Below are 22,548 nucleotides of genomic sequence, written 5' to 3'. Positions count from 1 at the left end.
AACTATAAATGAATCTTCGAGCGTTGACAAGGAGACGGCGCCGCGGCGGCCTGAAAGCGAATATTTGTCTTATGCTGGCGGTTATGCTGCTCGTTTCGTATATTCCTGTTTTTCCGGGAGCGAACCTGTTCGTATCCCCGACTTATGCCGCTACCAATATGCGGATTGAACCGAGTGAGATTAATCCGGAGGCCGGGGAGACGGCCAAGATTATTTTCAGCTTCAATGCAGCGGATGACGGACAGACCGAGCATGAGGTGAAGATCAATCTCTGTACTCCACAGAGAGATGGATCGGCCCCGCTGCTCGGACCGCTCATTACAAGCGGGGTCTACCAGACGAAATCGGGAGACGACTATCTCGTTCATGAATATGAATGGGATGGCAAAATCAATGGTGTGCCGCTGGAGGAAGGACGATACAACGTATGTATCTCCCCGGTCGATTATAACGGTGTCGGAGTCTATTACGGCCAAATCGCCAGCTTCGAAATTGTCGGCAGCGATGAATTGACTCCTCCCAAGGCGCTTCAGATCAAGCCTGCAGCTTCGGGACAGTCAATCGTCTCAGGAACCGCCAAGCCGGGAGAGACGTTGGAAGTTGAAGTCTATTATCCATCCACAGGCGAAGAGAGCCTGTATTCCGGCATCACGGCCAACAGTGAAGGCCAGTGGACGAAGCAGCTCAGCATTACGGCGGGACAGACAGCTCAGATTACGGCGAGAATCAAGAAGGACAGCCGATTCTCGGGATACTCCGAGCCGCTCACGTTGCTTCGGATTCCGCTGCCTGCCTTTCCCGTAACCTGGGAGGCGCTCGCGGCCTATTATTACAAGCTGGATTCGGCCAGCCTGGCACAGGAGAAGGCCGAAGAGCTTGCCGTATTGAATCAGTCCGCAGCATCCTCGGGAACGGTCAGCGGCCTGACCTCCCTCTTGCTGACGAATCCGCAGACAAGCGGGAGTATTGCCAGCGCCGACCTGCCGCAATTTACGGAAGCGGCCCTTCAGGACCGGCTGAGGATCGTCAATCCATCCGGCCAGGCGCCGGTTGATCCGGCGCGGGGCGACTTTGTCTACTCCACCGATTCGATCACTTTGCAGGCGCTGATGCCGCTTCAGTTCGGGTTGAACTATTTGAGCCGCGATCCCTATACGGGCGTGAATGGGCTTGGCTGGCATCATAGCTATGAATGGAAGCTGACCCCGATCAATGACGGGAAGGTAGAGATTATGAGCCCGGACGGCTCACGCTTCGAATATGTGCCCTTGTCCGGCGGGCGTTATCTGACTCCGCGCGGCACGGACTGGACATTAACCGCTCCGTCATCCGGAGCCTATACCTTGACGAACCCGCAGGGAGACAAATACCAGTTCAACGCGGCGGGCTATCTGCAATCCATTACGGATCTGAACGGGAACCAGATCTCGCTTGCTTACCAGGGAACCAAGCTGGAGGCTGTCCAGACGATCGGCGCTTCCCTGAGCTTGAGCTATGACGGCGCAGGCAAGCTGACATCTGTCCGAGATTCCGCAGACCGCAGCATGACTTTTCATTACGATTCGGCGGGAGACATGACTTCGATCAAGGATGTCGACGGCGCTGAGACCGGACTTGCTTATGATGACAGCCATCATCTGCTTGGCGTGACGGATGCCAAGGGAACGGCGACCATGAGCGTAACCTATGATGCGAAGCAGCGCGTAACCGGAATAACCGACTTCTACGGCGCGGAGAGCTCCTCCAGCTATGAGGGCCGTGTGGCCCCTGTTGTCCGGGGAGAAGAGGACGAAGATGTCGGGACGGGGATTTACCCGGACCGGGGACGGGACCTGCCGGATTCGGAGGAAGTGATTCTGTCCGGCACGATGCACAATCTGGCTCACGCGCCGGCTTACCGGCAGGTGGCGGGTCTGCAGCCGGTCATTGGCGATTATCTCTCAAGCAGCATCTCCGAGATTGAAGGGAAGCAAAATCTCTTCGCCGCTTCCGCAGTATCGGTCGGCGGCGACATTGCCGCCATACAGAACGCGATATCATCCAGCGGGTCATCGCCTGTCGTCGTCAGAGCGGGCCAACTGAATGTTGAAGACAGTGTTACATTCGGTTCACCAAGCAAGCCGGCAGTTCTGATTGTTGACGGAATGAACACCAACCGCGACATTACGGTGCGCGTGTACGGTAATCTCATCCTCAAGAACGGACTGAACGCCAACACCAAACTGGCGCTCGATGTACAGAAGGTCGGAGGATCTTACGGCAATCTGTGGTCCGGCGGAGCCATTCATCTGAACAATGATTCTTCCGTAACCGTCGGGGATACGCTGCAGAGCGGCACTCTGACGTACAACAGCGGAAGTCTGACCATTGATGCGAAGCGGGTTCTGCTCGCGGGAGACCTGAATATCAACACCCGGGTTGAGATGAACATCGCACAGGAAATGGTCGTGGGCGGCATTGTCTCCAACAATCAGACCGCCAATCTGAACATTACCGGAGGCGACTTGTTCGTTCGGGATAATGTCAGCGTCAATAATAACCTGAATGTGCAGACGGGCGGATTGTTCGCCATTGGCGGAGATATGACTCCGAATCAGACGCCGGTCGTTCATACAGGCGTCGGGTCCGGCAAGACCATTCTCATCTATTCAGAGAACGGCACGGTTTCCGGGAACGCCGGATTGGCCCGCGCCGCAGGGCTGGCTTCTTCCATAACAACCACATCGAACAAGACGGTATGGACGAACGCGCTCAATCAGAGCACCACCTATGTGTGGAACAATAACTTCCAGGTCGCGCAGCGCCTGGCTGCCAACGGCTCAACCGTCAAATACAGCTATGACAACAGCGACCGCCTCATCGGCGTTACAGACGGCAACGGCAACAAGAGCAAGCAGGCGTATGACGAGCGGGGCAATGTGATCCAGAGCACCGATGGGAACGGGTACTCCACGCTTGCCCGCTATAATACGCTGAACCGTCCGGCCCTTGAGGTGGATGAACGGGGCAATCGCAGCTCCTATGAATACGACGCCGCCGGCAATCTGGCCAGCAGCACGGATGCCTTGGGCAACACAGTGACCATTGCAAGAGACAATAAAGGGGTTCCGGTCTCCGTAACCGATGCCGAAGGCCATGTCACGGCATACACCAATGATGCGGCAGGCTTCGCCCGCGAGATCAAGGACCCGAGCGGCTACACGACGGTCATTGACCGCGATTCGCTGCACCGGACGGTGAAGGTTGCCGACGTTGAAGGCGAGCTTCAGCAAATCCAATATGACGCGAAGGACCGCGCCGTGGCCGTCACCGATGCTTTGGGCCAGACCCGCAGCTCCTTCTATGATGCCAATGGCAATCTGGAGGAGCAGACGGATGAAGCCGGAGTGAAGACCACTCATTCCTATCAGGTCTACCGCCTGACCGGCACAGAGGACGCGCTGAATAACAGCACTGGCAGCACCTATGACGCGCTTGGCAACATTACCGAAGCCCGGGATGAATCCGGGGGAATAACCTCGTACAAGTACGACAATGTGGGACAGCTCAAGGAAGTTACCGATCCGGAGGGACAGAAGACCTCTTACACCTACGACGCCAACGGTAACATGCTCACCCAGACAGACAGCGAAGGCAATGTGACCACCTATACCTATAGCAAGCGCAACGAGCTGCTCAGCGTGACCGACCCGCTCGGCGCGAAGACACGGTACCGCTACGATGCAGCGGGCAACAAGATCAAAGAGACCGATGCGCTTGGCAACAGCACCTGGTACGACTATAATGCGCTCGGTCAAATGGTCTCGGTGACCGATGCGCTTGGCGCAGTGACCACGTATGAATATGACAAGAACGGCAATCAGATCGCAACCGAGGATGCCAACCATTCCGTCTGGAAGACGAAGTACGACAGCCGTGGACTGGAGATCGGAACGATCAATCCGCTGAACGAAGAGACCACCGTTACCCGCAATGCGCGCGGGCTGATGACGGAATCCACGGACGCAGAGGGACAGAAGACTTTTTACGAATATGATGCATTGGGACGCAATACGCTGGTGCGCAACGCCCTGGGGTATGAAACCTCATATGTCTATGACGCCAAGGGGAATTTGAAAAAAGTCACAGACCCGAACCATCACGAGACTTCCTTCAACTATGATGTGCTGGGCCGGTTGACGGGTGTGGATGATGCGGCAGGCAGCTCCACCCACTACTCCTATGATGCCACCGGCAATTTGCTGGACAAGACCAACGCTCTGGGAGCCGTGACCTCTTACAAGTACGATGCTTCGGACCGGGTCATCGAGTCGGTGAATCCGCTGCTTGAGAAGACCCGTATGTCCTATGACGAGAACGGCAATCTGCTGCAGGTCGTTGAGCCGGATAACAACACAACCGATTACGCCTATGATGCGGCTAACCAACTGAAGCAGACGAAGTATGGGGACGGAAGTACCGTCAAGTATGAATACGATCTGGCGGGACGCCGGATCAAGATGACAGACGGTACCGGCGAGACGCGGTATACGTATGACGCCCTGAATCGGCCGACATCGGTCATTGATCCGCGCGGCAATAATGTGCGCTATGAATGGACCGTAACGGGACAGCGCAGCCGGGTCATCTACCCGGACAATACGACCGTCAGCTATTCGTATGACGCAATGGACCGGATCACGCAGGTGACGGACACGCAGAACCAGACGACCAACTACCGCTATGATGCCAATGGCCGTCTGATCGAGAAGCAGCTGCCGAATGGAGGGCTGAGCAGCTATACGTATGACGGAGTCGGCCAACTGCTGGAGCTGAAGCATCAGTCGCCGGGCGGCAGCCTGCTGGAGCAGCTGACTTACGTCTACGATCCGGCAGGGAACAAGACTCGCACCGAACGCCAGGAATACGGCAGCGATGAAGACAATCCATCCGGAACACAGCGTCCTGCGGACATCTCGGATTATGCCTATGATGCGCTCAATCAACTGACTCAGGTGCAGAAGCAGAACGGCTCGAAGACCGTCTACTCCTATGACGTCGCCGGCAACCGCCTGGGCAAAGAGGTGACGGATGGAGGCATTACCGCCTCGGAGCAGTATACCTATGATGCGGCGAACAAGCTGGTCCATTTTGAAAAAGGCAGCGACTACAAGGACTACACGTATGACCTTCGCGGCAATCTGCTGAAAGTCACCGGCATAGACAGCGAAGCGGCGCTGCGTTCGTTCACAGCCGGTGCAAGCGCGTTGAAGACGACCGTGCCGGGAACGGTCTATGGAGATGAATCTGGTACGGGTACGGATGGTACAGATCCGCTGGCCTTCAGTCTGCCGGATGAGGATCTGCTGACCGGTGCAACAGAGGATGTGTACGGAGCGGATGGTAACGGAACGGATGCCACGCTTGCCCCGGAAGCGAGAGTCGCGGCACTGACGGCAGGTCCGCAGGTGCTGGAGAGCAACGAGTGGAGTGCGTCGAACCGCCTGATCCAGAGCACCAACACGTTCGGCGATGTGACCACCTATCAATATGATGGAGACGGCAACCGTGTCAGCATGCGGACCACCGTAGGAGACGATACGATCCCGAATGCGTATCCGTCCGGCAACCCAGCTGGAACGCGAGATGGCTGGGAGTCGCAGTACAAGAAGCGTCAACTGGACATCTATTTTACCAATGACATCACTTTGAGCAATCCGCAGCCCCTGATGGCCACAGGAGATACCGGCCAGAGCTGGAAGCAGTCGTATGTGTACGGCGCAGGAGAAGAGCGGATCAGCATGACCTACCGGGTCAGCGGCGATGCGAGCAACGACTGGGAGCCGACAGAAGGCGCCAGCGGAGCGCACGCGGACGGCACAACGAAGACGCTCTACTACCTGAGCGATGCACTGGGAAGCGTCATAGGCCTGGAAGGCCAGGACGGCAGCGTATCGGCGCGGTACCGCTACGATGAATTCGGCGTAGCCGAGAATCCGGAGAAATTCGACCTGAACTGGTCCGGCCCGGACAACCTGTTCGGCTACACCAGCCTGGGGTATGATTACTACAGCGGCTACTCCTACGCGCAGGCGCGTGATTTTGACTCGAGTGTCGGGCGGTTTATTAGTGAGGATACGTATGAGGGGGAAATGGAAGATCCGCTGAGTCTGAACCTTTATACGTATGTGCGTAATAATCCGTTGATTTATACGGACCCCACGGGACATACTTCAGATGCGAATGGAGCAACTGGAGGCGACCCGTTTGCATTCACTAATCTATCTACTACAAAGTCAGTAGATCGAATTATCGCAGCACGTTCTTTAGGGACTGCGGCTCAAAAGAAGCTCTTAAAAGAACTTTTAAAAGGAACTAACGGTACGCAGACTGGATTTTTTAATACAGATTCTGCTGGTATGACTCGCAATCAGTTTGAGTACTTATTTTGGTTAGCGATGATTGATGATAGTTCGAAGGCAGGACAAGTAAAGTGGGCGCTTTCTCAACTGGATAATTATTATCTGTATGGGGAGGGTGATTGGTGGTCAGCCGCAGCACCAGAAATGGTAATGGGGATGGCAAGTGGAGGTATAGGTGGTCGTGCAGGTAAGGGGAGAGGTGCCCCAGTAATTACTAATGGAAAGATTACTATCAAATCTGCTAGGGCAAACCCAAACCACTTTAACGATATGTCAGTTGATGAAGTTGCACAAATGCTACAAGGACAAGGTTATGATCTTACTGTTCAACCTTCAACTAAATCACGTTCAGGAGCAGTAATAATTAAAATAAATAACACAGGAGGTGAAAGAAATATTACCCAAGTACAAGTATCACCAGGTGGAGGTAGACATGGGGAAAGTCCATATGTAAAGATTAGTACTAGTAACCAAGGAACTATCAAGATTGTTGACGGTAAATCAAAGAATTATCTTTATCAAGGAAAAGAGAGAGAGACTACGACTATTATTTTTACTGAGAGGTGATAAGATGGTTAATCTCGATGCCCCCATACTTCCATGGGTGGGAATGGGGGGGATAAATCTCTACAGTCACATAAGTGACAGTTACCCCTTATTAGCAAGCGAAGGTGTAAAAGCATATCTTCTAGGTAAATTTTTGATTAGATATGAAATAAATGATTCAGTTGATCTATGGTTCAACTTAATCAATGGTAAACTGTTCAAGATAACGGCATTGAGTAAATATGTGGGGACACTTTTTGGGAAAATTAGAATCGGGATGCACATTAACGAAGTCTTAAGTATTGAACCAAGTTTTGAATATGATGATTTTGAGGAAGTTTACTGCAGCAGTAAAGGTATATACATCGAGACTGACCCTGTTAGTGATACTGTCCTATGGATATCGGTTTTTGTAAAAGAGAGTGAAAAACAAGACTTTGAAAATGGAAACTGGTAATAATCCTAAACCGCATCAGCTTTTGGCTGTTGCGGTTTCTTTTTGTCAAAAGAAAACCATACGCTATGCGTATGGTTCGGGAGAGCTTTCAGCGATGTATCAAAAAAATTCCTCCCAGTGTTACAATAAATTTGGTTCGCCAACCGAATTTATCGCACAATAGGAGGAATACAGATGTCATCTGATGTGAACAGTTTAGCACATACAAAATGGAATTGTAAGTATCACATCGTGTTTGCCCCAAAGTACAGACGCCAGGTGATTTATGGAAAGTTGAAGCAAGATATCGGAAAAATATTGCGACAATTATGCGAAAGAAAGACGGTAGGAAGAAACAAGAAAGTGATTGAAGAATATATCCGCAATCAATTGCAGGAAGATATCGTCGCGGAACAAATAACGATGGAGGAATACATCGATCCGTTTACAGGAGAAGAAACCAAAGATAGACGAAAGAAGAAGAACTAGAAGAACCCCTTTAGGGGTAGCCGAAAAAGTAGTGCGGTTGGCGAATCACTCAACGCCCTTTTAGGGCTCCTTTCGTTGCTCAGCCAGCTGTCTATGCTGTTAGGCTAAAAAGTAGACATGGAGAACCGAGAATCGGGTAGAATGAACATAACCAAATTCGAGGTGCTAACATGACGAAAAAATACGATAAAGAATTTAAACTGCAAACGATTCAGATGATCCAAGAAGAGGGTAAGCCGGTGGCACAGGTCGCTCGCGAGTTGGGGATCAGCGACAACACCTTGTACCGCTGGATGGCGGAATACAAACAAGACGGTGCACAGGCTTTTCCAGGCAGTGGGCAACTGAAAGCTGACGACAAGGCAATGAGAGACCTCCAAAAGCGTATCCGTGATCTGGAGGAGGAGAACGACATCTTAAAAAAGGCGATGCACTACTTCGCCAAAGACCGGCGCTGATCTATGCCTTCATCCACGATCATCGCTTCAAGTGCCGAGTCTCGAAGATGTGCGAAGCCTTTGAAGTGTCCCGAAGCGGCTATTACAAATGGACGAAACGAAAAGTCAGCAAGCGTGAAAAACGACGGCGCAAGCTGGAGCGGCATATCCGCCGTATCTTTCTGGAATCCCGCCGGTTATATGGAAGTCCCAAAATCGCTAAAATGCTTCATAAGCAAGGCGTACCCGTGTCGGAGAAATTAGTCGCCCGAATCATGAAGGAACTGGGATTGCGCTCCCGTACGGTGAAGAAATACAAGGCCACGACGAATTCGAAGCACAACTTGCCTGTTCATGAGAACGTGTTGAACCGTCAGTTTAGGCCGTCCGCTCCAAATGAGGCCTGGGTGGCTGACATTACGTACATTCCAACGAATGAAGGCTGGCTCTATCTGGCAAGTATAATGGATTTGTACAGCCGTAAAATCATTGGGTTTCACATGGACGAGCGGATGACCAAAGAACTGGTGTTAACGGCACTGGATCGAGCCTACAGCCAGCAACAACCATGCGGAGAGGTCCTGCATCACTCCGACCGTGGCAGCCAGTATGCTTCCCACGACTACCAGGAACGACTGCGCACCTACAAGATGAACGGCAGTATGAGCCGAAAAGGGAACTGCTACGATAATGCTTGTATCGAATCGTTCCACAGTGTGCTGAAGAAAGAACTCGTGTACTTGGAAAAATTCACAACACGCAAGCAAGCCAAGAAACGCATTTTTGAATACATTACCTGCTTCTACAATGGAAAACGAATCCATTCAGCGATTGGGTATTTTACACCCAATGAATACGAACGTATGTACCGAAATGCTGTGTGATTTTCTCGATTCTGCGTGTCTACTCTATTGACAGAGGTACACTACATAAAATTCGCCGTTATAAGACTCATGTTTTGAAATCTCGTTGAGCTTGTTCTTGGCCTCGTCAACCGTATCATATTCACCAATGACTGCGATAAATTTACCGGAGGCTGTTTTTATAAATGAGATGTCCTCTTCAGGATATTGCTCTTCGAGCATACCCATTTCCTCTCCTGGTACCATTTCTCCCGTCCGAATAGAAAATACCTCATGAGGCGGCGCCGATTCGTCGGTTGGAGTAAGCTTCAGTTCAAGATATCCAGGATCTTTATATTCAGATATGGAATGTTTTACACCATCTTTCAGTTCAACAACGAAACGCATGGCCGAGTCATCCAAAATAATATTTCGATAAACATCCTTCACCATGGGAAGGGTAAGCAGGTCTTTTTCGATCGTGTCATAATCAAATTGGCGGGTGCCATTGAACGTAAAGATTAGGCGGTTAGGTGCACTTTTCTGCTCAACTGTATAGAAAGGTACATTGGCAGCGGGCTCATTCCCGGAACTAAAATGAATTTTAAGTGTATTCTCCGCTGCTTCCGTACCAACACTCGCGCCGTCTGTTATCTCGCCCCCTTCGCCAAATTGCAGGACCTGAACAATCTTCCCGAAGACAGGTATTTTGGACATGGCATTTGCTACACTCGGGATGTTAACGACGAAGAGAAGCACGACACATGCTGCAATAACAGATGCGAAGCGCATTACCCGAAGCGAGTGCTTGCGAGCGGTTGCTCTCTTCTGAGCATGATGAATGACGCTGGCAAGCTCGTCAGGAACTTTTATCTTATCGTAACGATCTTTTCCCATCATACGTGTTCAACCTCTCCCTCAAGCAAATCATTTTTAAGTTTTTTAACAATCCGATAAAGTCTGGTCTTGACCGTATTTTCCGACAGAGAGAGAACCTGTGCCATTTCCTTAAAGGAAAGACTCACAAAGAATTTCAAAATAATATAGGTTCTCTCTTCCGGCGCGAGTCGGTCCAGCGCATCATACAAATCCATTTTTTCTTCCAGGGTTGCTCCCTGCCCGGGAGCAGCAAGCTCTTTGCCCTGGTCCTCGATATAGGTCATCCGCTTGTTGCGGCGCAAATGATCGATAGCTGTGTTAATCACAATACGCGACATCCAGGTATCAAAATAGGTCATGGACTGCATCCTGCCATAAGCGAGGTAACCTTTGTAAGTAGCTTCGGATACGATGTCTAGCGCTTCTTGCTCATTTTTCACATAGCAGAAGGCGAGGCGATATAGCTTATCCCGGATGACTCCGAGCTTTTCGCTGAACTGCGCTTCTTTTAATTTTTTGCTGTGAAGTCGCATTACTCTTCGTGTACCTCTGTCAATAGAGTAGACACGCAGAATCGAGAAAATCACACAGCATTTCGGTACATACGTTCGTATTCATTGGGTGTAAAATACCCAATCGCTGAATGGATTCGTTTTCCATTGTAGAAGCAGGTAATGTATTCAAAAATGCGTTTCTTGGCTTGCTTGCGTGTTGTGAATTTTTCCAAGTACACGAGTTCTTTCTTCAGCACACTGTGGAACGATTCGATACAAGCATTATCGTAGCAGTTCCCTTTTCGGCTCATACTGCCGTTCATCTTGTAGGTGCGCAGTCGTTCCTGGTAGTCGTGGGAAGCATACTGGCTGCCACGGTCGGAGTGATGCAGGACCTCTCCGCATGGTTGTTGCTGGCTGTAGGCTCGATCCAGTGCCGTTAACACCAGTTCTTTGGTCATCCGCTCGTCCATGTGAAACCCAATGATTTTACGGCTGTACAAATCCATTATACTTGCCAGATAGAGCCAGCCTTCATTCGTTGGAATGTACGTAATGTCAGCCACCCAGGCCTCATTTGGAGCGGACGGCCTAAACTGACGGTTCAACACGTTCTCATGAACAGGCAAGTTGTGCTTCGAATTCGTCGTGGCCTTGTATTTCTTCACCGTACGGGAGCGCAATCCCAGTTCCTTCATGATTCGGGCGACTAATTTCTCCGACACGGGTACGCCTTGCTTATGAAGCATTTTAGCGATTTTGGGACTTCCATATAACCGGCGGGATTCCAGAAAGATACGGCGGATATGCCGCTCCAGCTTGCGCCGTCGTTTTTCACGCTTGCTGACTTTTCGTTTCGTCCATTTGTAATAGCCGCTTCGGGACACTTCAAAGGCTTCGCACATCTTCGAGACTCGGCACTTGAAGCGATGATCGTGGATGAAGGCATAGATCAGCGCCGGTCTTTGGCGAAGTAGTGCATCGCCTTTTTTAAGATGTCGTTCTCCTCCTCCAGATCACGGATACGCTTTTGGAGGTCTCTCATTGCCTTGTCGTCAGCTTTCAGTTGCCCACTGCCTGGAAAAGCCTGTGCACCGTCTTGTTTGTATTCCGCCATCCAGCGGTACAAGGTGTTGTCGCTGATCCCCAACTCGCGAGCGACCTGTGCCACCGGCTTACCCTCTTCTTGGATCATCTGAATCGTTTGCAGTTTAAATTCTTTATCGTATTTTTTCGTCATGTTAGCACCTCGAATTTGGTTATGTTCATTCTACCCGATTCTCGGTTCTCCATGTCTACTTTTTAGCCTAACAGCACTTCACCTTGTCCCGATAGGGCGGAAATAAGAAAGAAATGTCCATTCTGGTGCTCTTGGTCATCACACTCTTCGTATGGGAGAACTGGTCGAAGCTGAATTTCCCATGGTAGGCGCCGATCCCGGCGTGGCCGACTCCCCCGAAGGGCAGATGGTGATTGGCAACATGGCTGATCGTATCGTTCACACAGCCTCCGCCGAACGGTACGCGGGCAAGCACTTCCTCTTGGACATGGCGCTGTTCGCTGAACAGGTATAACGCAAGCGGCTTCGGGCGGCTGTTCACCGTCTCAATAACTTCCTCCAGTTGGCTGTAGCCCATGATCGGCAAAATCGGTCCGAAAATTTCGTCCTGCATGGCAGCGTCACTCCAGGAAACCGTGTCAAGCAGCGTCGGCTCGATGTACAGCTCCTCTCTGATCTTCTTGCCGCCGAACAGCACATGCTCCTGGTCACTTTCCAAAATGGAGGCGAGCCGGTCGAACTGGCGTTCATTGACGATCCGGCCAAAATCCCCGCTCTGCCGCGCATCCGGTCCGTAGAAGCTTGTAAGAGCCGTCTTCATCTTCTCGATTAGCTCCGCTCGGATATCCTCATGCGCCAGTACATAATCCGGGGCTATGCATGTCTGGCCAGCGTTCATCATCTTTCCCCAAATAATCCTCTTGGCTGCAACCCCGATATTCGCAGTCTTGTCCACAATGGCAGGACTCTTCCCTCCAAGCTCAAGGGTGACGGGAACGAGGTTCCGCGCCGCGGCTTCCATGACGATTTTGCCGACAGGCACGCTTCCTGTGAAAAAGATGTAATCGAACGGGGCGTTAATCAGCGCCGAGGTTGTCTCCTTCTCTCCTTCGATCACCCGAATGTAAGTCTCATCAAAGGTGTCCCGGATCAGCTTCCTGACGGCGGCGGCAACCGTGGGCGTATTCTCGGAAGGCTTCAGGATCACGCTGTTCCCTGCCGCAATGGCGCCGATCAGAGGCTCAATCAGCAATTGGAACGGATAATTAAACGGTCCGATAATGAGGACAGTTCCATAAGGCTCTTTATACATGCGGCTTGTCGAGGGCACATGATAGAACGGGGTTTTTACCTTTTGCGGTTTCACCCATCGCTTCAAGTTACTTCTCATGTACCTTATGCTGTCCAGCGTATAGCCGATCTCCGTCGAGTAGGCTTCGAATTCATTTTTGTGCAGATCCTCATATAAAGCCGACAGCAATTGCTGCTCATTCCTTCTGATCGCATCCGCCAGCTTCCCAAGCTGCTCCAGCCGGAAGTTTACATCCCGTGTATAGCCAGTGTTGAATTTCTTGCGATGCTCTTGCAGAATTTGATCAACCTGTTCAGATGTCCACTGCTCCATTCATCATTCTCCTTCCCGTATTTCTATAGACAATCCCGCTCCAGCGCGGCTAACAGTCTCCTTAACAAGTCAACCGAGTCCTGCATCGACAAAAAATAATAGCGCAGCGTGCCCAGTTGTTCGACACCCACGACTCCCGCATTCTTAAGCAGCTTCAAATGATGAGAAACCGCAGGCCGCGACAGTGGCAGTTGTTCCGTTATTTCATTCACCGTCATCTTGCCGTTCTCGGAGAGCAGCAGCAGAATATCCTGACGATTCGGATCGCTTAATACTTGAAGAACCGGAAGGCTTTCACGAAAAATCTCCAGTGCCTGCTTCCCCATGTGGGCAATCACCTTCTCTTCTCTTGTGTGATCAAATGTTTAAACATTTAAACCAATGACTTATAGAAATCATACACCTTTCTTGACCGGCAATCAAGTTCAGGAAGAGAAAAGCACAGAAAGAGAGAAGCTCAGGAAGTGCAGCTCCTCGCTTTTTTCCGCTTCAGCGGGCATATAATCAAATGATGAATAAAGATGAACAGCACGCCCAAAGTAATCGCATGATCCGCCAAATTGGAAATGCCTCTGCCGAAATCCAGGAAATCCGTTACCCAGCCGAAAAAGCTGCGATCGATCGCATTGCCGATAGCGCCGCCGACAAACAACGCCACACCGCCCTTCAGCATTATACCGTTCAGCATGCCTTTATGCAGATAGTAAATGGCCCAGATGACGACCAGAATGGCCGGGATAATGAAGAGTCTTCCGTACCCTTCAAAGCTGCTTCCCATTGCGCCTGAGTTGCGGAAATACGTCAGCTGAAACCCTTCCCACATCGGAATGGATTGTCCTACTTCCATATGGAATCGAACCCACAGCTTGGCGGCCTGATCAAGCAGGACGACGAATATCACAATGATGTAGAACATTAGGCTCACCTCGGATGCTTGTTTTTATTTCAGTTACGTGACCCTGCCTCGGTGATGGCCGCAAAATAATAGAATAATATCCTATACCCTATAATGCTATTCCTGCAATTCCTGCTGCAAGATTTCATAGAATATGTCCTTAGCCATTTGTTCTTTCCAAGGGGTGTGCCCGCAGTTCTGCAATTTCATATATTTCAGGTTCCCGATGACCGAACGGAGCGGCTCTATAACCCCTTCAGCCGGATGCGGATCATAATCACCGTGGATCACGGTTACTGGACATGAAATCCGCGGTCCAAACTTCAATAATTCACCACTGCTTCTTAATAGGGCGGCTTCGCTCCATACACTCTGAAAGGCCGCAACATCGACCTGAACATCCTCATTGGCATCCGGCAAAATAGGTGCATATGAGTCTGCCTGCGACATCAGCTTGCCATACTGCATCAGAACGTCATTTCGGGCTGGGCCTTCTTCGGCCAATTGCTGCTCAAGCGCCTCAACCTGCTTTTTCTCATGATCGTTTAATCGGGATAGCCGGGTCTTCATTATTTCGGCAGCATAGGAGGCTTCAAATGGACCGCTGCTAACGAGGATGATTTTTCTGACAAGACGGGGATATTCAGCGGCAAAAATATAACTTAACCACGCTCCCCACGAGTATCCGACCAGCACGACCGGCCCGGTGCTATGTTCCACGGTTCCATGATCCACGGTACTATGATCCTCTATGTCTCCCTTTAGCTCCTCCAGCAGGCCAGACAGGCTGCGCTTGCTTTGCAGCTGCTCGGCTACTCCCATCGAGTCGCCTAACCGCCGGGCAACGGGAGACATTTCACCCGGGGCGCCGGGACCGCCATGTACAAGGAAGACCTGGTGCGGCGGGGTTCCATACAATCTTGCAGACATCTATACGCTCCCTTTCCGAAGCATTCGGGTTATTGGGTATTTCATAACATAACGGTAGCAAATGCCGCAAACCATTTCAAGATAAATGAAAATGTGGCTGCTGAAACAAAAAACACGCTAGACAAATTTCACTTGAGTCAACCTTTCAGATTCTTCCCAAAGCTTAGAAGCACCCTTAACATCAGTGGCCTGCGGCGCAATTTTAGCTACCGTTGGATACCCTCTCATCTCATTCATTCTGGAAGGCCCGTAATAGGTGCCTTTTGTTGCTTCTTTAGCTGTCGCGGCATAGAGTGACGGCCATGCTCCATGGGCTGCCGGTTGGAAAAGAATCGGTCCAAACACACGCCGAACGATACCCGCCGGGCTGTTTTTCCCCGATCCATTGGGGATTAATTCCGTCCTTGAGATTCCCGGATGTGCAGCCATACTGCATATTCCCCAGCCTGCAGCATCACTTCGCCGTTGCAGTTCAAGCGAGAACATCAGACAAGCGAGCTTTGACTGGGCATAGGCAGCCATTGGTTTGTATTGGTGCTCCGATTGTAAATCATCGAAATGGATTACTCCGGAACGATGAGCTATACTGCTCAAAGTGACTACCCGAGGCTTGTTTGCTTTTAGCAGAAGGGAGAGCAATTGTCCTGTTAATGCAAAATGTCCAAGATAATTTGTACCCATCTGCAGTTCAAATCCATCTTTTGTAACCCTGCGTTGAGGCGGATTCATGATCGCGGCATTGTTAATCAAGATATCCAAGCTTTTGCGTTGCGCCCTCATCCGTTCACCAAATGCTGTAACCGATTCAAGATCCGCCAGGTCAAGTTTTTCAAAACGTATATTCCCAGCAGGAATTAGCTTGTTGATCTTCTTTATAGCCTCTTCTCCCTTATCCTTGTTTCGACCAGCCATAATAACCTCGGCTCCTGCGCGAGTCATCTCCAATGCTGTTTCATATCCAATTCCGCCAGTTCCTGTAATAACAACCGAGACGCCTTTTTGTGAGGGAATATCAAGTGCGGTCCAATCACGCTTCATATTTTCTGCCATCATCAATGCTCCTTATCATGTGATTTGTGTAAACTTGGATTGTACTTTATACTCATGGTAGCACTTAGAGTTCTATCTAAGTCAAATGTGCTTGCCCATCTTAATTTAAGGAGATTTTGGCCATGTATACCATTAATGAAGTTGCAACAGCATGCAACGTTTCTGCGCATACTATCCGCTTTTATGATAAAGAAGGACTTCTGCCCTTTGTCACTCGAAATAGCACCAGAAACCGGCAGTTTAGTGAAGCCGATCTGGAAATGATGAAGCTGATCTGCTGCCTTAAAAACTCCGGGATGCAAGTCAAGGAAATTAAGCAATATATCGATTTATGCATGCAAGGGGAAGAAACCGCTCAAGCAAGGAGAGAGTTGATGGTTGACCATCGTAAGGCAATCCTCAAGCAGATTGATGATTACAAAAAGAATTTGAATATTGTTGATTTAAAAATCGCCTTCTATGATTCTTATCTCGCTGCTCCACAGGCTGGTTATGATCCGATAAAATTCATGATGGATAATAAAAAATCATAATTGCCAAACAAAGAAAGAAGCAGGAAAACACTTAGAGTTATGTCCAAGTGTTTTCCTGCTTCTTTTTTAAGAAATGGATACAGCAGCCAAAATTCCGCCTTATTTGTGATACACTTTTTTCATGCATAAAATAAATATCAATACTAAAAATACAATCCCCTGAGCCCTCCCTCCGTAAAAATCACGCATGAAGGCAAACCGACCACTAGAGAAAACAGATTATCTATTCCATCACTGCCAAGCGGCAGATATGCTATATTTTATATAACTATTACTTGCGAGGTGGTCCAATGGACTGGAAAAGAGCACGGTCAACGGAGCAAATCGAATCCAGAAAGCAAGAGATTCTGGACGTAGCCTATAGGCTGTTCGAAGAAACCGAATACGACCACATTACATTAAATGGTATTTCTAGAGAGCTTCAGATTAGCAAGCCCAGCATCTACAGGTATTTTAGCAGCCGTGAAGAAATTTTTCTGGACATATATGGTCAAGAGTACGAACACTTCACCAAGCAACTAATTGAAGCGTTAATGGAATTGAGGAGTGATCCGCTGCCGACAGAAGTGAGCCTTATATGGGTGAGAATATACCGCAATCACCCCAAGCTACTAAAGCTGATGCCGTATCTCGGGATTGCTCTAGAAAAGAATAGTTCGGAATCCTCCTTGAGAAGCTTCAAGGCGGCGAACATCGGCTTACAGGAACAGCTTGCAAAACAACTCACGGTCCTCTACCCGATTTTGACGATACAGGACGGCTTTTATATCCAATACTATGTTTTCCTTATTGCTTCTTCACTATGGACCTTATCCAATCCGACGGAACCGTTGCAGAAGATATTAGGCGACTACCAGCATTTAAACATCGACTACAGCTTCAACTACGTTCTGACCCAAGGAATAGAAGCCCACATAAATGATTCTCTTCAAAAAAAACAGAAGGATGCCTAAAATTTTTGGTGCATCCATTTTTATGTTTTACAAGTTACCAGTGGTATGTTATTTTTATTGTACCATCGGTAACTTATTTTCAGGGGGAGGAGAATTACTATGAATCATCCTAAATGGAGCAAAGAACAGATCAAGGATCTGCATCATGCTGTTGTGATCATTACCGGAGGTAACTCGGGGCTTGGGTTGGAGCAAGCGAAAGTACTTGCCAGCAAAGGTGCAGCCGTAATATTAGCGGTAAGAGATACCGAGCGGGGTCATGCCGCTGCACTCGAAATACGCAACGCAACTCCTGAATCAACTGTAGCAACCATGAAGTTGGACCTCGCAGACTTGGAATCTGTCAGAACCTTCAGCAGCATGTTTCAGGAGAAATACAGTCGGCTCGATATTCTGATCAATAATGCAGGGGTGATGATGCCGCCGCACAGCTTGACCAAAGATGGGTTTGAATCGCAATTCGGCGTGAACCATCTGGGCCATTTTGCCCTAACGGGGCTGCTCCTGCCGTTAATCCAAAAGACTGAATACGCCAGGGTTGTGACTGTAAGCAGTCTGGCGAATGTATGGAAGGGTGCTAATATATTTTTTCAGGATCTGCAATGGAACACCCATTACGATAAACAACAGGCTTATTCCCAGAGCAAGCTTGCCAATATTCTATTCGCCTATGAGCTGGATAGACGATGGAAGGCTGAGGGGGTTCATAATCTATCATTATGTGCGCACCCCGGCTGGTCGGTGACGAATCTGCAGAATCATCTGAATGGGGTGATGAAGCGAATCACTCATTTCATGTCGCAGCCGGCAGAAATGGGCGCCCTACCGATACTAAGAGCCGCCACCGACCCTACTGTACACGGCGGAGAATACTTCGGACCCTCCGGCAAAAGTCAGCGCAAAGGCGACCCGGTACAAGTGGAATCCAGCGGCCTTGCACATGATCGCCTGCTCGCGGAGCGTTTATGGCAAGTGTCTGAGGAATTAACCGGGGTCACCTATCCTGTATGAAGGAGATTTATCATAAACCTTGAAAAGCTCCTATAGCAGAAACTTGCCCCTACTTATGATACGGTTCACCGCGCTGCTTTTGCACCGGGGCACCTGAATTAAAAAAGGCGAAATGGCCCTCCGCTAACGAAGAACCATTTCGCCCTTATGCTCAATATGAAAGACTCCGCCCTAAAGATGAGCCCCACACTGATGTTCAATCGCTCAATTCGCTCTTACAATCCTGCGATTAACTCCTTGACCTGGCTGTCGCTCTCCAGAGCACGGATAATGAGCGTCACGGCTTCAGCGCGGGTCGCCTTATTCTGGGGAGCGAATGCAGAGGAAGATACCCCTTGAATCAGCTTGGCCGACGATGCCTGCTTGATCGCATCCGCAGACCAGTACCCGCTGCCCACATCGGTGAAGCCGGCTGGTGCGCCCTCCGAAATCACGCCAAGATTCAACACGCGTCCGATAATCGCCACCATCTCGGCACGGGAGATTGCCGCATTCGGCTTAAAGCTGCCGTCGCCATAGCCGGACAGAACCCCCTTGTCCGCCAGTGCGCCTATATAACCGGCGGCCCAGTTCGAGCGTGTATCCTGGAATGCAGCCGAACCGGCGCTTTCGGTCAGGCCGAAGGCACGGGCGATCATGGCTGCAAATTCCGCTCTGGTAACAGGCGCATCCGGACGGAACGTACCGTCCTTATAGCCGTCGACAATCCGCAGCTTCACGGCTGCCGCAATCATACTGCCGCCCCAATGACTGGCGGTATCGCTGAACGTTCTGTTCACGTTCTTCGTTGCGGCAATCGAGTCGCTGACCGTCTTCAGAACCGTTTCCCGGCTGACTACATTCGATTGGAACGGATTCACTCCGGCCGCCGGCTCTTGCTGGCCCTGCTGTTCGGTTGGAGCCGCTAAAGTCGCAGCCGTAGGAGTCGTGCTGCCGCTTGATGTTCCGCCTGTGGAAGAGCTCGAACCGCTTGAATTACTTGAACCGCCTGTGTTTGAATTGCCGCCAGTGCTTGTCGTGTCGGTGATGGACAGTACGATCTGATTGTTCTGATAGATCACCTGGGTGCTGTACTTGCTCGGCAGCCCGTCAACCTGGACAGAGGCGAACGCCCCGCTCAGCTGATTGGCGCCATAGGTCACAAGCGGAAGCAGACCGGTGCCGGGCACATAGTTATTGGCAAAATTCACATGCAGCTTCCCGTTCGGATTCACAGCGCCTTTAATTTCAAGCACGTCATTGGCGCCGGTAAGGTTAAGCTCCAGCGTTCCGCTCGGAGACTGCGTGAAGCTGCCGCCAATGGTCATTTTGCCATACACATTCTCTACTACGGAGCCGCCGGTATTCACCACATCGCCGCTTCCGAAAGCTGTTGCCGAGTCGCCTTCAAGTGTGCCGCCGCCCACCGCGGTGCCGCCGGAATACGTGTTGCTGCCCTGGAGCTTCAGGGTGCCGGTGCCTTCCTTCGTCAGCTTGCCGGTGCCGGAGATGTCGTTCCGCCAGCGGTCCGACGCGTTAAAGCCGCCTTTGCCGGCATCCATCGTCACCGTTACATCGCTGCCAAATGCGCCATAGCCGTCCGCTGCGGCAAACAGATTCAGCCGTCCCCATCCTTCCGGGTCATCCAGCAGCGGGTAGCCGGACGGAAGCCCGGTCGTAGCCAGAACCGCACGGCGCTGTTCGGCGCTCAAATACGGCTGCCGGGTCTCCAGCAGAACTTCGGCGCCCTTAGGGACAGCCATAGGCTTAGCCGTAGAATTGATCTGCGGGAATCCGTAAGTCAGCCGCTGGACATATTGCGCTTTATTCTTTTGATAATCGCTGAAACGGTCTTCCGCCGTACCGGTCTGCTTCAGCAGGACATCATGGGCCTGGTTATATGCGTCCTGCTTAAGCTGTGCGTTATCCGGATCAGCCAGGGTTGCTGCGGCCAGAGCGGTTGCCATGACCCGTCCGCCCATGACATCAAGAGGCGAATGCATACCGGCTACGATCCGGTTGTTCCCCATTTCCGAAGCCCGGGTCAGCAGCTCCTGGAAGCGTTCGGGCACTGCATAGGCAAGAGACAGCGCAGCGAGATACGAAGCATTCGTATGTCCGCTCGGGAAGCCGCCGTCCGTCTCAGGAGTAGTGCTGATTGCAGGAACCAGAGCAGGCACAATAACAGAGGTATCCAGCCAGCGGAACGGACGCATATAGTTGTAATAATTTTTGGCCGGAGTCGTTGAGGCATAGTTGCCCCGGACTTTTCCGATCAGGTCCACCATTTTGCCCAGCTCGGAATTCGAATCGCCGCCTTTGTTCTCGCCATTGCCATCGTTGTACTTGACTGTGGTGGCGTCAGCCGGAATGCTGGTGATTGTCGTGTATCATCAGAACCTGCCAGTGCCGGAGGATGCGGTGATGGTGCGGTATTTGGAGGATAAGTTTAACGTTGACCTTAACGTCTGGAATCTGGAGAACAATAAATATGAATCGCTTCTGGACCTGAAGCTGGCGCAGGGAGTCATCCCCGATCTGTTCCGGGTCAGACAGCCGCAGGATCTTCTGAAATATCAACAGCAGGGCCTGCTATCCGAAGTTCCCGAGGACATGCTGAATAAGTACGCCCCCCATATTATGGCAGCCATTAGAGAGAACGAGCCCGCCTATGTGGATTACGGCAAAATCGACGTGAAGTACTACGGCATTCCGGTTGTCAATCCCACCAATATTTATCGCATTCCGGTCGTCTATCGGATGGACTGGCTGGATAAGCTCGGTCTTCAAGTGCCGCAGACGCTGGCCGATTTTGAAAAAGTCATCTACGCCTTCGCCAATGATGATCCCGACGGCAACGGCATCAAAGATACGTATGGCTTATCTCTTGAAGGAATGAATGTTGTCTTCGGCGCATTCGGGCAGATCGTCTTCGACGACCAGCTCTACTTCGGGATGAAGGACGAGAATCTGGTTATCGGCGCGCTGCAGCCGGAAATGAAGAAAGCTCTGCAATATCTTCGCAAGTGGTACCGGGATGGGGTCATCGATCCGGAGTTCGTTACCGGGGAGAATAAAGGCGGGTACAAGCATTTGTCCCATTCCTTTATAAATGGAAGAATCGGTATGACCTCCATGGGCAATTATTATCACTGGATTCAGGATGGGGATTACACTGCATGGACTTACGATAGCACTAGGAAGAGCAAAGAGACTCCGGTAGAGGCCACCTTTAATGTGAAGGAATTAACCGCCAAGAATCCGGACGCCCGGGTTGAGTTCGGACGGCCTTTCGCCGGACCAGAGGGACTGCGAGGCTCCAAAGCCTATGATATGCTGATGAGCTTCACTGCGATCGGCGCGAACGCCGCCAAAGAGCCGGGCAAGCTGGAGACGATCCTGCAGATCCTTGATTACGTTAGCGCCAATCCTAACCTGGATGAAGAAGCTTCCATGAAGTACGGGGTTCAGGGGAAGCACTGGATATGGGCGGAGCCGTCGAAGAAGGATGTTATCCTGCTGCCTCCTTATGACAAAATGTTCAGCTATCCGGATACAATCGGCGCGGATCTCGGCATGACCGTGCCCTTGATGCCTGAAGAACGCAGAGAGCAGTGGGCATCGACTCTGGGGCTCGACCGGGACGGCATCTACAATGCCCTGGAGGTCGCGACTCCCTCTCTGGTCAAGAATGGACCCGAGCTCGTCAAGCTGAGAGACAAAGCCTATATCGCCTTCATCACCGGCGAGCAGCCTTTGGAGAAGTTCGACGATTTCGTCAAGGAGTTTATGGCCACCGGCGGAACTGAGGTGCTGCAGGAAGCCAATGAGTGGTATCGGCAGCACACAGCTACGTCCGCTAAATGATTTCTAATGCGGCCTAGTCTCGCCTCGCCTCTCAGGCATGTAAGCTATGTTTTAGCTGTTGGTATATACGACAAACGATACGGTAGTCCCGCGGCCCGGACTCGCGATCTTAATTCCAACGC

The 22,548-nt window shown here is 50.8% G+C and carries 17 protein-coding genes; 8 read left to right on the top strand and 9 right to left on the bottom strand.

From position 1 onward, the window contains the following. The first annotated feature begins 8 nt into the window (after positions 1–8). The 4 genes from PSTEL_RS05015 (at position 9) to PSTEL_RS04995 (ending at position 9,193) form a co-directional block, all read left to right on the top strand. Positions 9–6,968: a DUF6531 domain-containing protein gene (locus tag PSTEL_RS05015; RefSeq protein ID WP_084064717.1), complete on the top strand. Its 6,960-nt coding sequence runs from the start codon at positions 9–11 to the stop codon at positions 6,966–6,968. Positions 6,969–6,972: 4 nt separating this feature from the next. Then, positions 6,973–7,404, top strand: a complete 432-nt coding sequence (locus tag PSTEL_RS05010; protein ID WP_038693906.1) for a hypothetical protein — start codon at positions 6,973–6,975, stop codon at positions 7,402–7,404. A 174-nt stretch (positions 7,405–7,578) separates the two neighbouring features. Further along, complete coding sequence (locus PSTEL_RS05005; protein WP_038693904.1) at positions 7,579–7,872, top strand: IS200/IS605 family transposase; 294 nt, start codon at positions 7,579–7,581, stop codon at positions 7,870–7,872. 170 nt (positions 7,873–8,042) lie between these two features. Beyond that, positions 8,043–9,193 (top strand): IS3 family transposase gene (locus tag PSTEL_RS04995; RefSeq protein WP_281176753.1). Its coding sequence is split into 2 segments (ribosomal slippage): positions 8,043–8,298 and positions 8,298–9,193, totalling 1,152 coding nucleotides; the frame shifts between segments, so codons are not numbered across the junction. Positions 9,194–9,217: 24 nt separating this feature from the next. Here the strand turns inward: PSTEL_RS04995 and PSTEL_RS04990 are convergent. The 8 genes from PSTEL_RS04990 to PSTEL_RS04950 form a co-directional block, all read right to left on the bottom strand. Next, a complete protein-coding gene (locus PSTEL_RS04990) occupies positions 9,218–10,051 on the bottom strand; it encodes a DUF4179 domain-containing protein (RefSeq protein WP_038693902.1) in 834 nt (277 codons plus the stop codon). After that, positions 10,048–10,563, bottom strand: a complete 516-nt coding sequence (locus PSTEL_RS04985) for a sigma-70 family RNA polymerase sigma factor (RefSeq protein WP_038693901.1) — start codon at positions 10,561–10,563, stop codon at positions 10,048–10,050. Before PSTEL_RS04985 ends, PSTEL_RS04990 begins: the two co-directional genes overlap by 4 nt. A gap of 50 nt (positions 10,564–10,613) precedes the next feature. Further along, a protein-coding gene (locus PSTEL_RS04980) for an IS3 family transposase (protein ID WP_281176753.1) occupies positions 10,614–11,764 on the bottom strand; the annotation gives its coding sequence in 2 pieces (ribosomal slippage) (positions 10,614–11,509 and positions 11,509–11,764; 1,152 coding nt in all). Positions 11,765–11,831: 67 nt separating this feature from the next. After that, positions 11,832–13,208 (bottom strand): aldehyde dehydrogenase, encoded by a 1,377-nt coding sequence (locus PSTEL_RS04970; RefSeq protein WP_038693899.1) that lies wholly within the window; start codon positions 13,206–13,208, stop codon positions 11,832–11,834. Positions 13,209–13,231: 23 nt separating this feature from the next. Beyond that, positions 13,232–13,534 (bottom strand): ArsR/SmtB family transcription factor, encoded by a 303-nt coding sequence (locus tag PSTEL_RS04965; RefSeq protein ID WP_038693897.1) that lies wholly within the window; start codon positions 13,532–13,534, stop codon positions 13,232–13,234. A 131-nt stretch (positions 13,535–13,665) separates the two neighbouring features. Further along, positions 13,666–14,124, bottom strand: coding sequence for a signal peptidase II (locus tag PSTEL_RS04960; RefSeq protein ID WP_038693896.1), 459 nt, complete (start codon positions 14,122–14,124; stop codon positions 13,666–13,668). Positions 14,125–14,220: 96 nt separating this feature from the next. Then, positions 14,221–15,033: an alpha/beta fold hydrolase gene (locus PSTEL_RS04955; RefSeq protein WP_038693894.1), complete on the bottom strand. Its 813-nt coding sequence runs from the start codon at positions 15,031–15,033 to the stop codon at positions 14,221–14,223. A gap of 117 nt (positions 15,034–15,150) precedes the next feature. Continuing rightward, positions 15,151–16,086, bottom strand: coding sequence for an oxidoreductase (locus PSTEL_RS04950; protein WP_245625083.1), 936 nt, complete (start codon positions 16,084–16,086; stop codon positions 15,151–15,153). 119 nt (positions 16,087–16,205) lie between these two features. Here PSTEL_RS04950 and PSTEL_RS04945 point away from each other — a divergent pair, with 119 nt between their 5' ends. The 3 genes from PSTEL_RS04945 (at position 16,206) to PSTEL_RS04935 (ending at position 18,580) form a co-directional block, all read left to right on the top strand. Then, a complete protein-coding gene (locus tag PSTEL_RS04945; protein ID WP_038693891.1) occupies positions 16,206–16,616 on the top strand; it encodes a MerR family transcriptional regulator in 411 nt (136 codons plus the stop codon). A 290-nt stretch (positions 16,617–16,906) separates the two neighbouring features. Beyond that, positions 16,907–17,569 carry a TetR/AcrR family transcriptional regulator gene (locus PSTEL_RS04940; RefSeq protein WP_038693888.1) on the top strand — a complete coding sequence of 221 codons (663 nt, stop codon included), beginning with the start codon at positions 16,907–16,909 and terminating at the stop codon, positions 17,567–17,569. A 99-nt stretch (positions 17,570–17,668) separates the two neighbouring features. Then, a complete protein-coding gene (locus PSTEL_RS04935; protein WP_038693887.1) occupies positions 17,669–18,580 on the top strand; it encodes an oxidoreductase in 912 nt (303 codons plus the stop codon). 215 nt (positions 18,581–18,795) lie between these two features. On the opposite strand, the gene PSTEL_RS04930 is transcribed toward PSTEL_RS04935, so the two are convergent. Beyond that, the gene (locus tag PSTEL_RS04930) at positions 18,796–20,847 is read right to left on the bottom strand and encodes an S-layer homology domain-containing protein (protein ID WP_245625082.1); all 2,052 of its coding nucleotides are present in this window, start codon (positions 20,845–20,847) and stop codon (positions 18,796–18,798) included. 82 nt (positions 20,848–20,929) lie between these two features. Here PSTEL_RS04930 and PSTEL_RS04925 point away from each other — a divergent pair, with 82 nt between their 5' ends. Next, the gene (locus tag PSTEL_RS04925) at positions 20,930–22,426 is read left to right on the top strand and encodes an extracellular solute-binding protein (RefSeq protein WP_038693885.1); all 1,497 of its coding nucleotides are present in this window, start codon (positions 20,930–20,932) and stop codon (positions 22,424–22,426) included. Positions 22,427–22,548 lie beyond the last annotated feature (122 nt).

It is taken from the genome of Paenibacillus stellifer, from assembly GCF_000758685.1.
GTDB classification, from domain to species: Bacteria; Bacillota; Bacilli; order Paenibacillales; family Paenibacillaceae; genus Paenibacillus_AQ; species Paenibacillus_AQ stellifer.
Note: the sequence above shows the minus strand (reverse complement) of the source record. Positions and strands in the feature narration are given on the sequence as shown.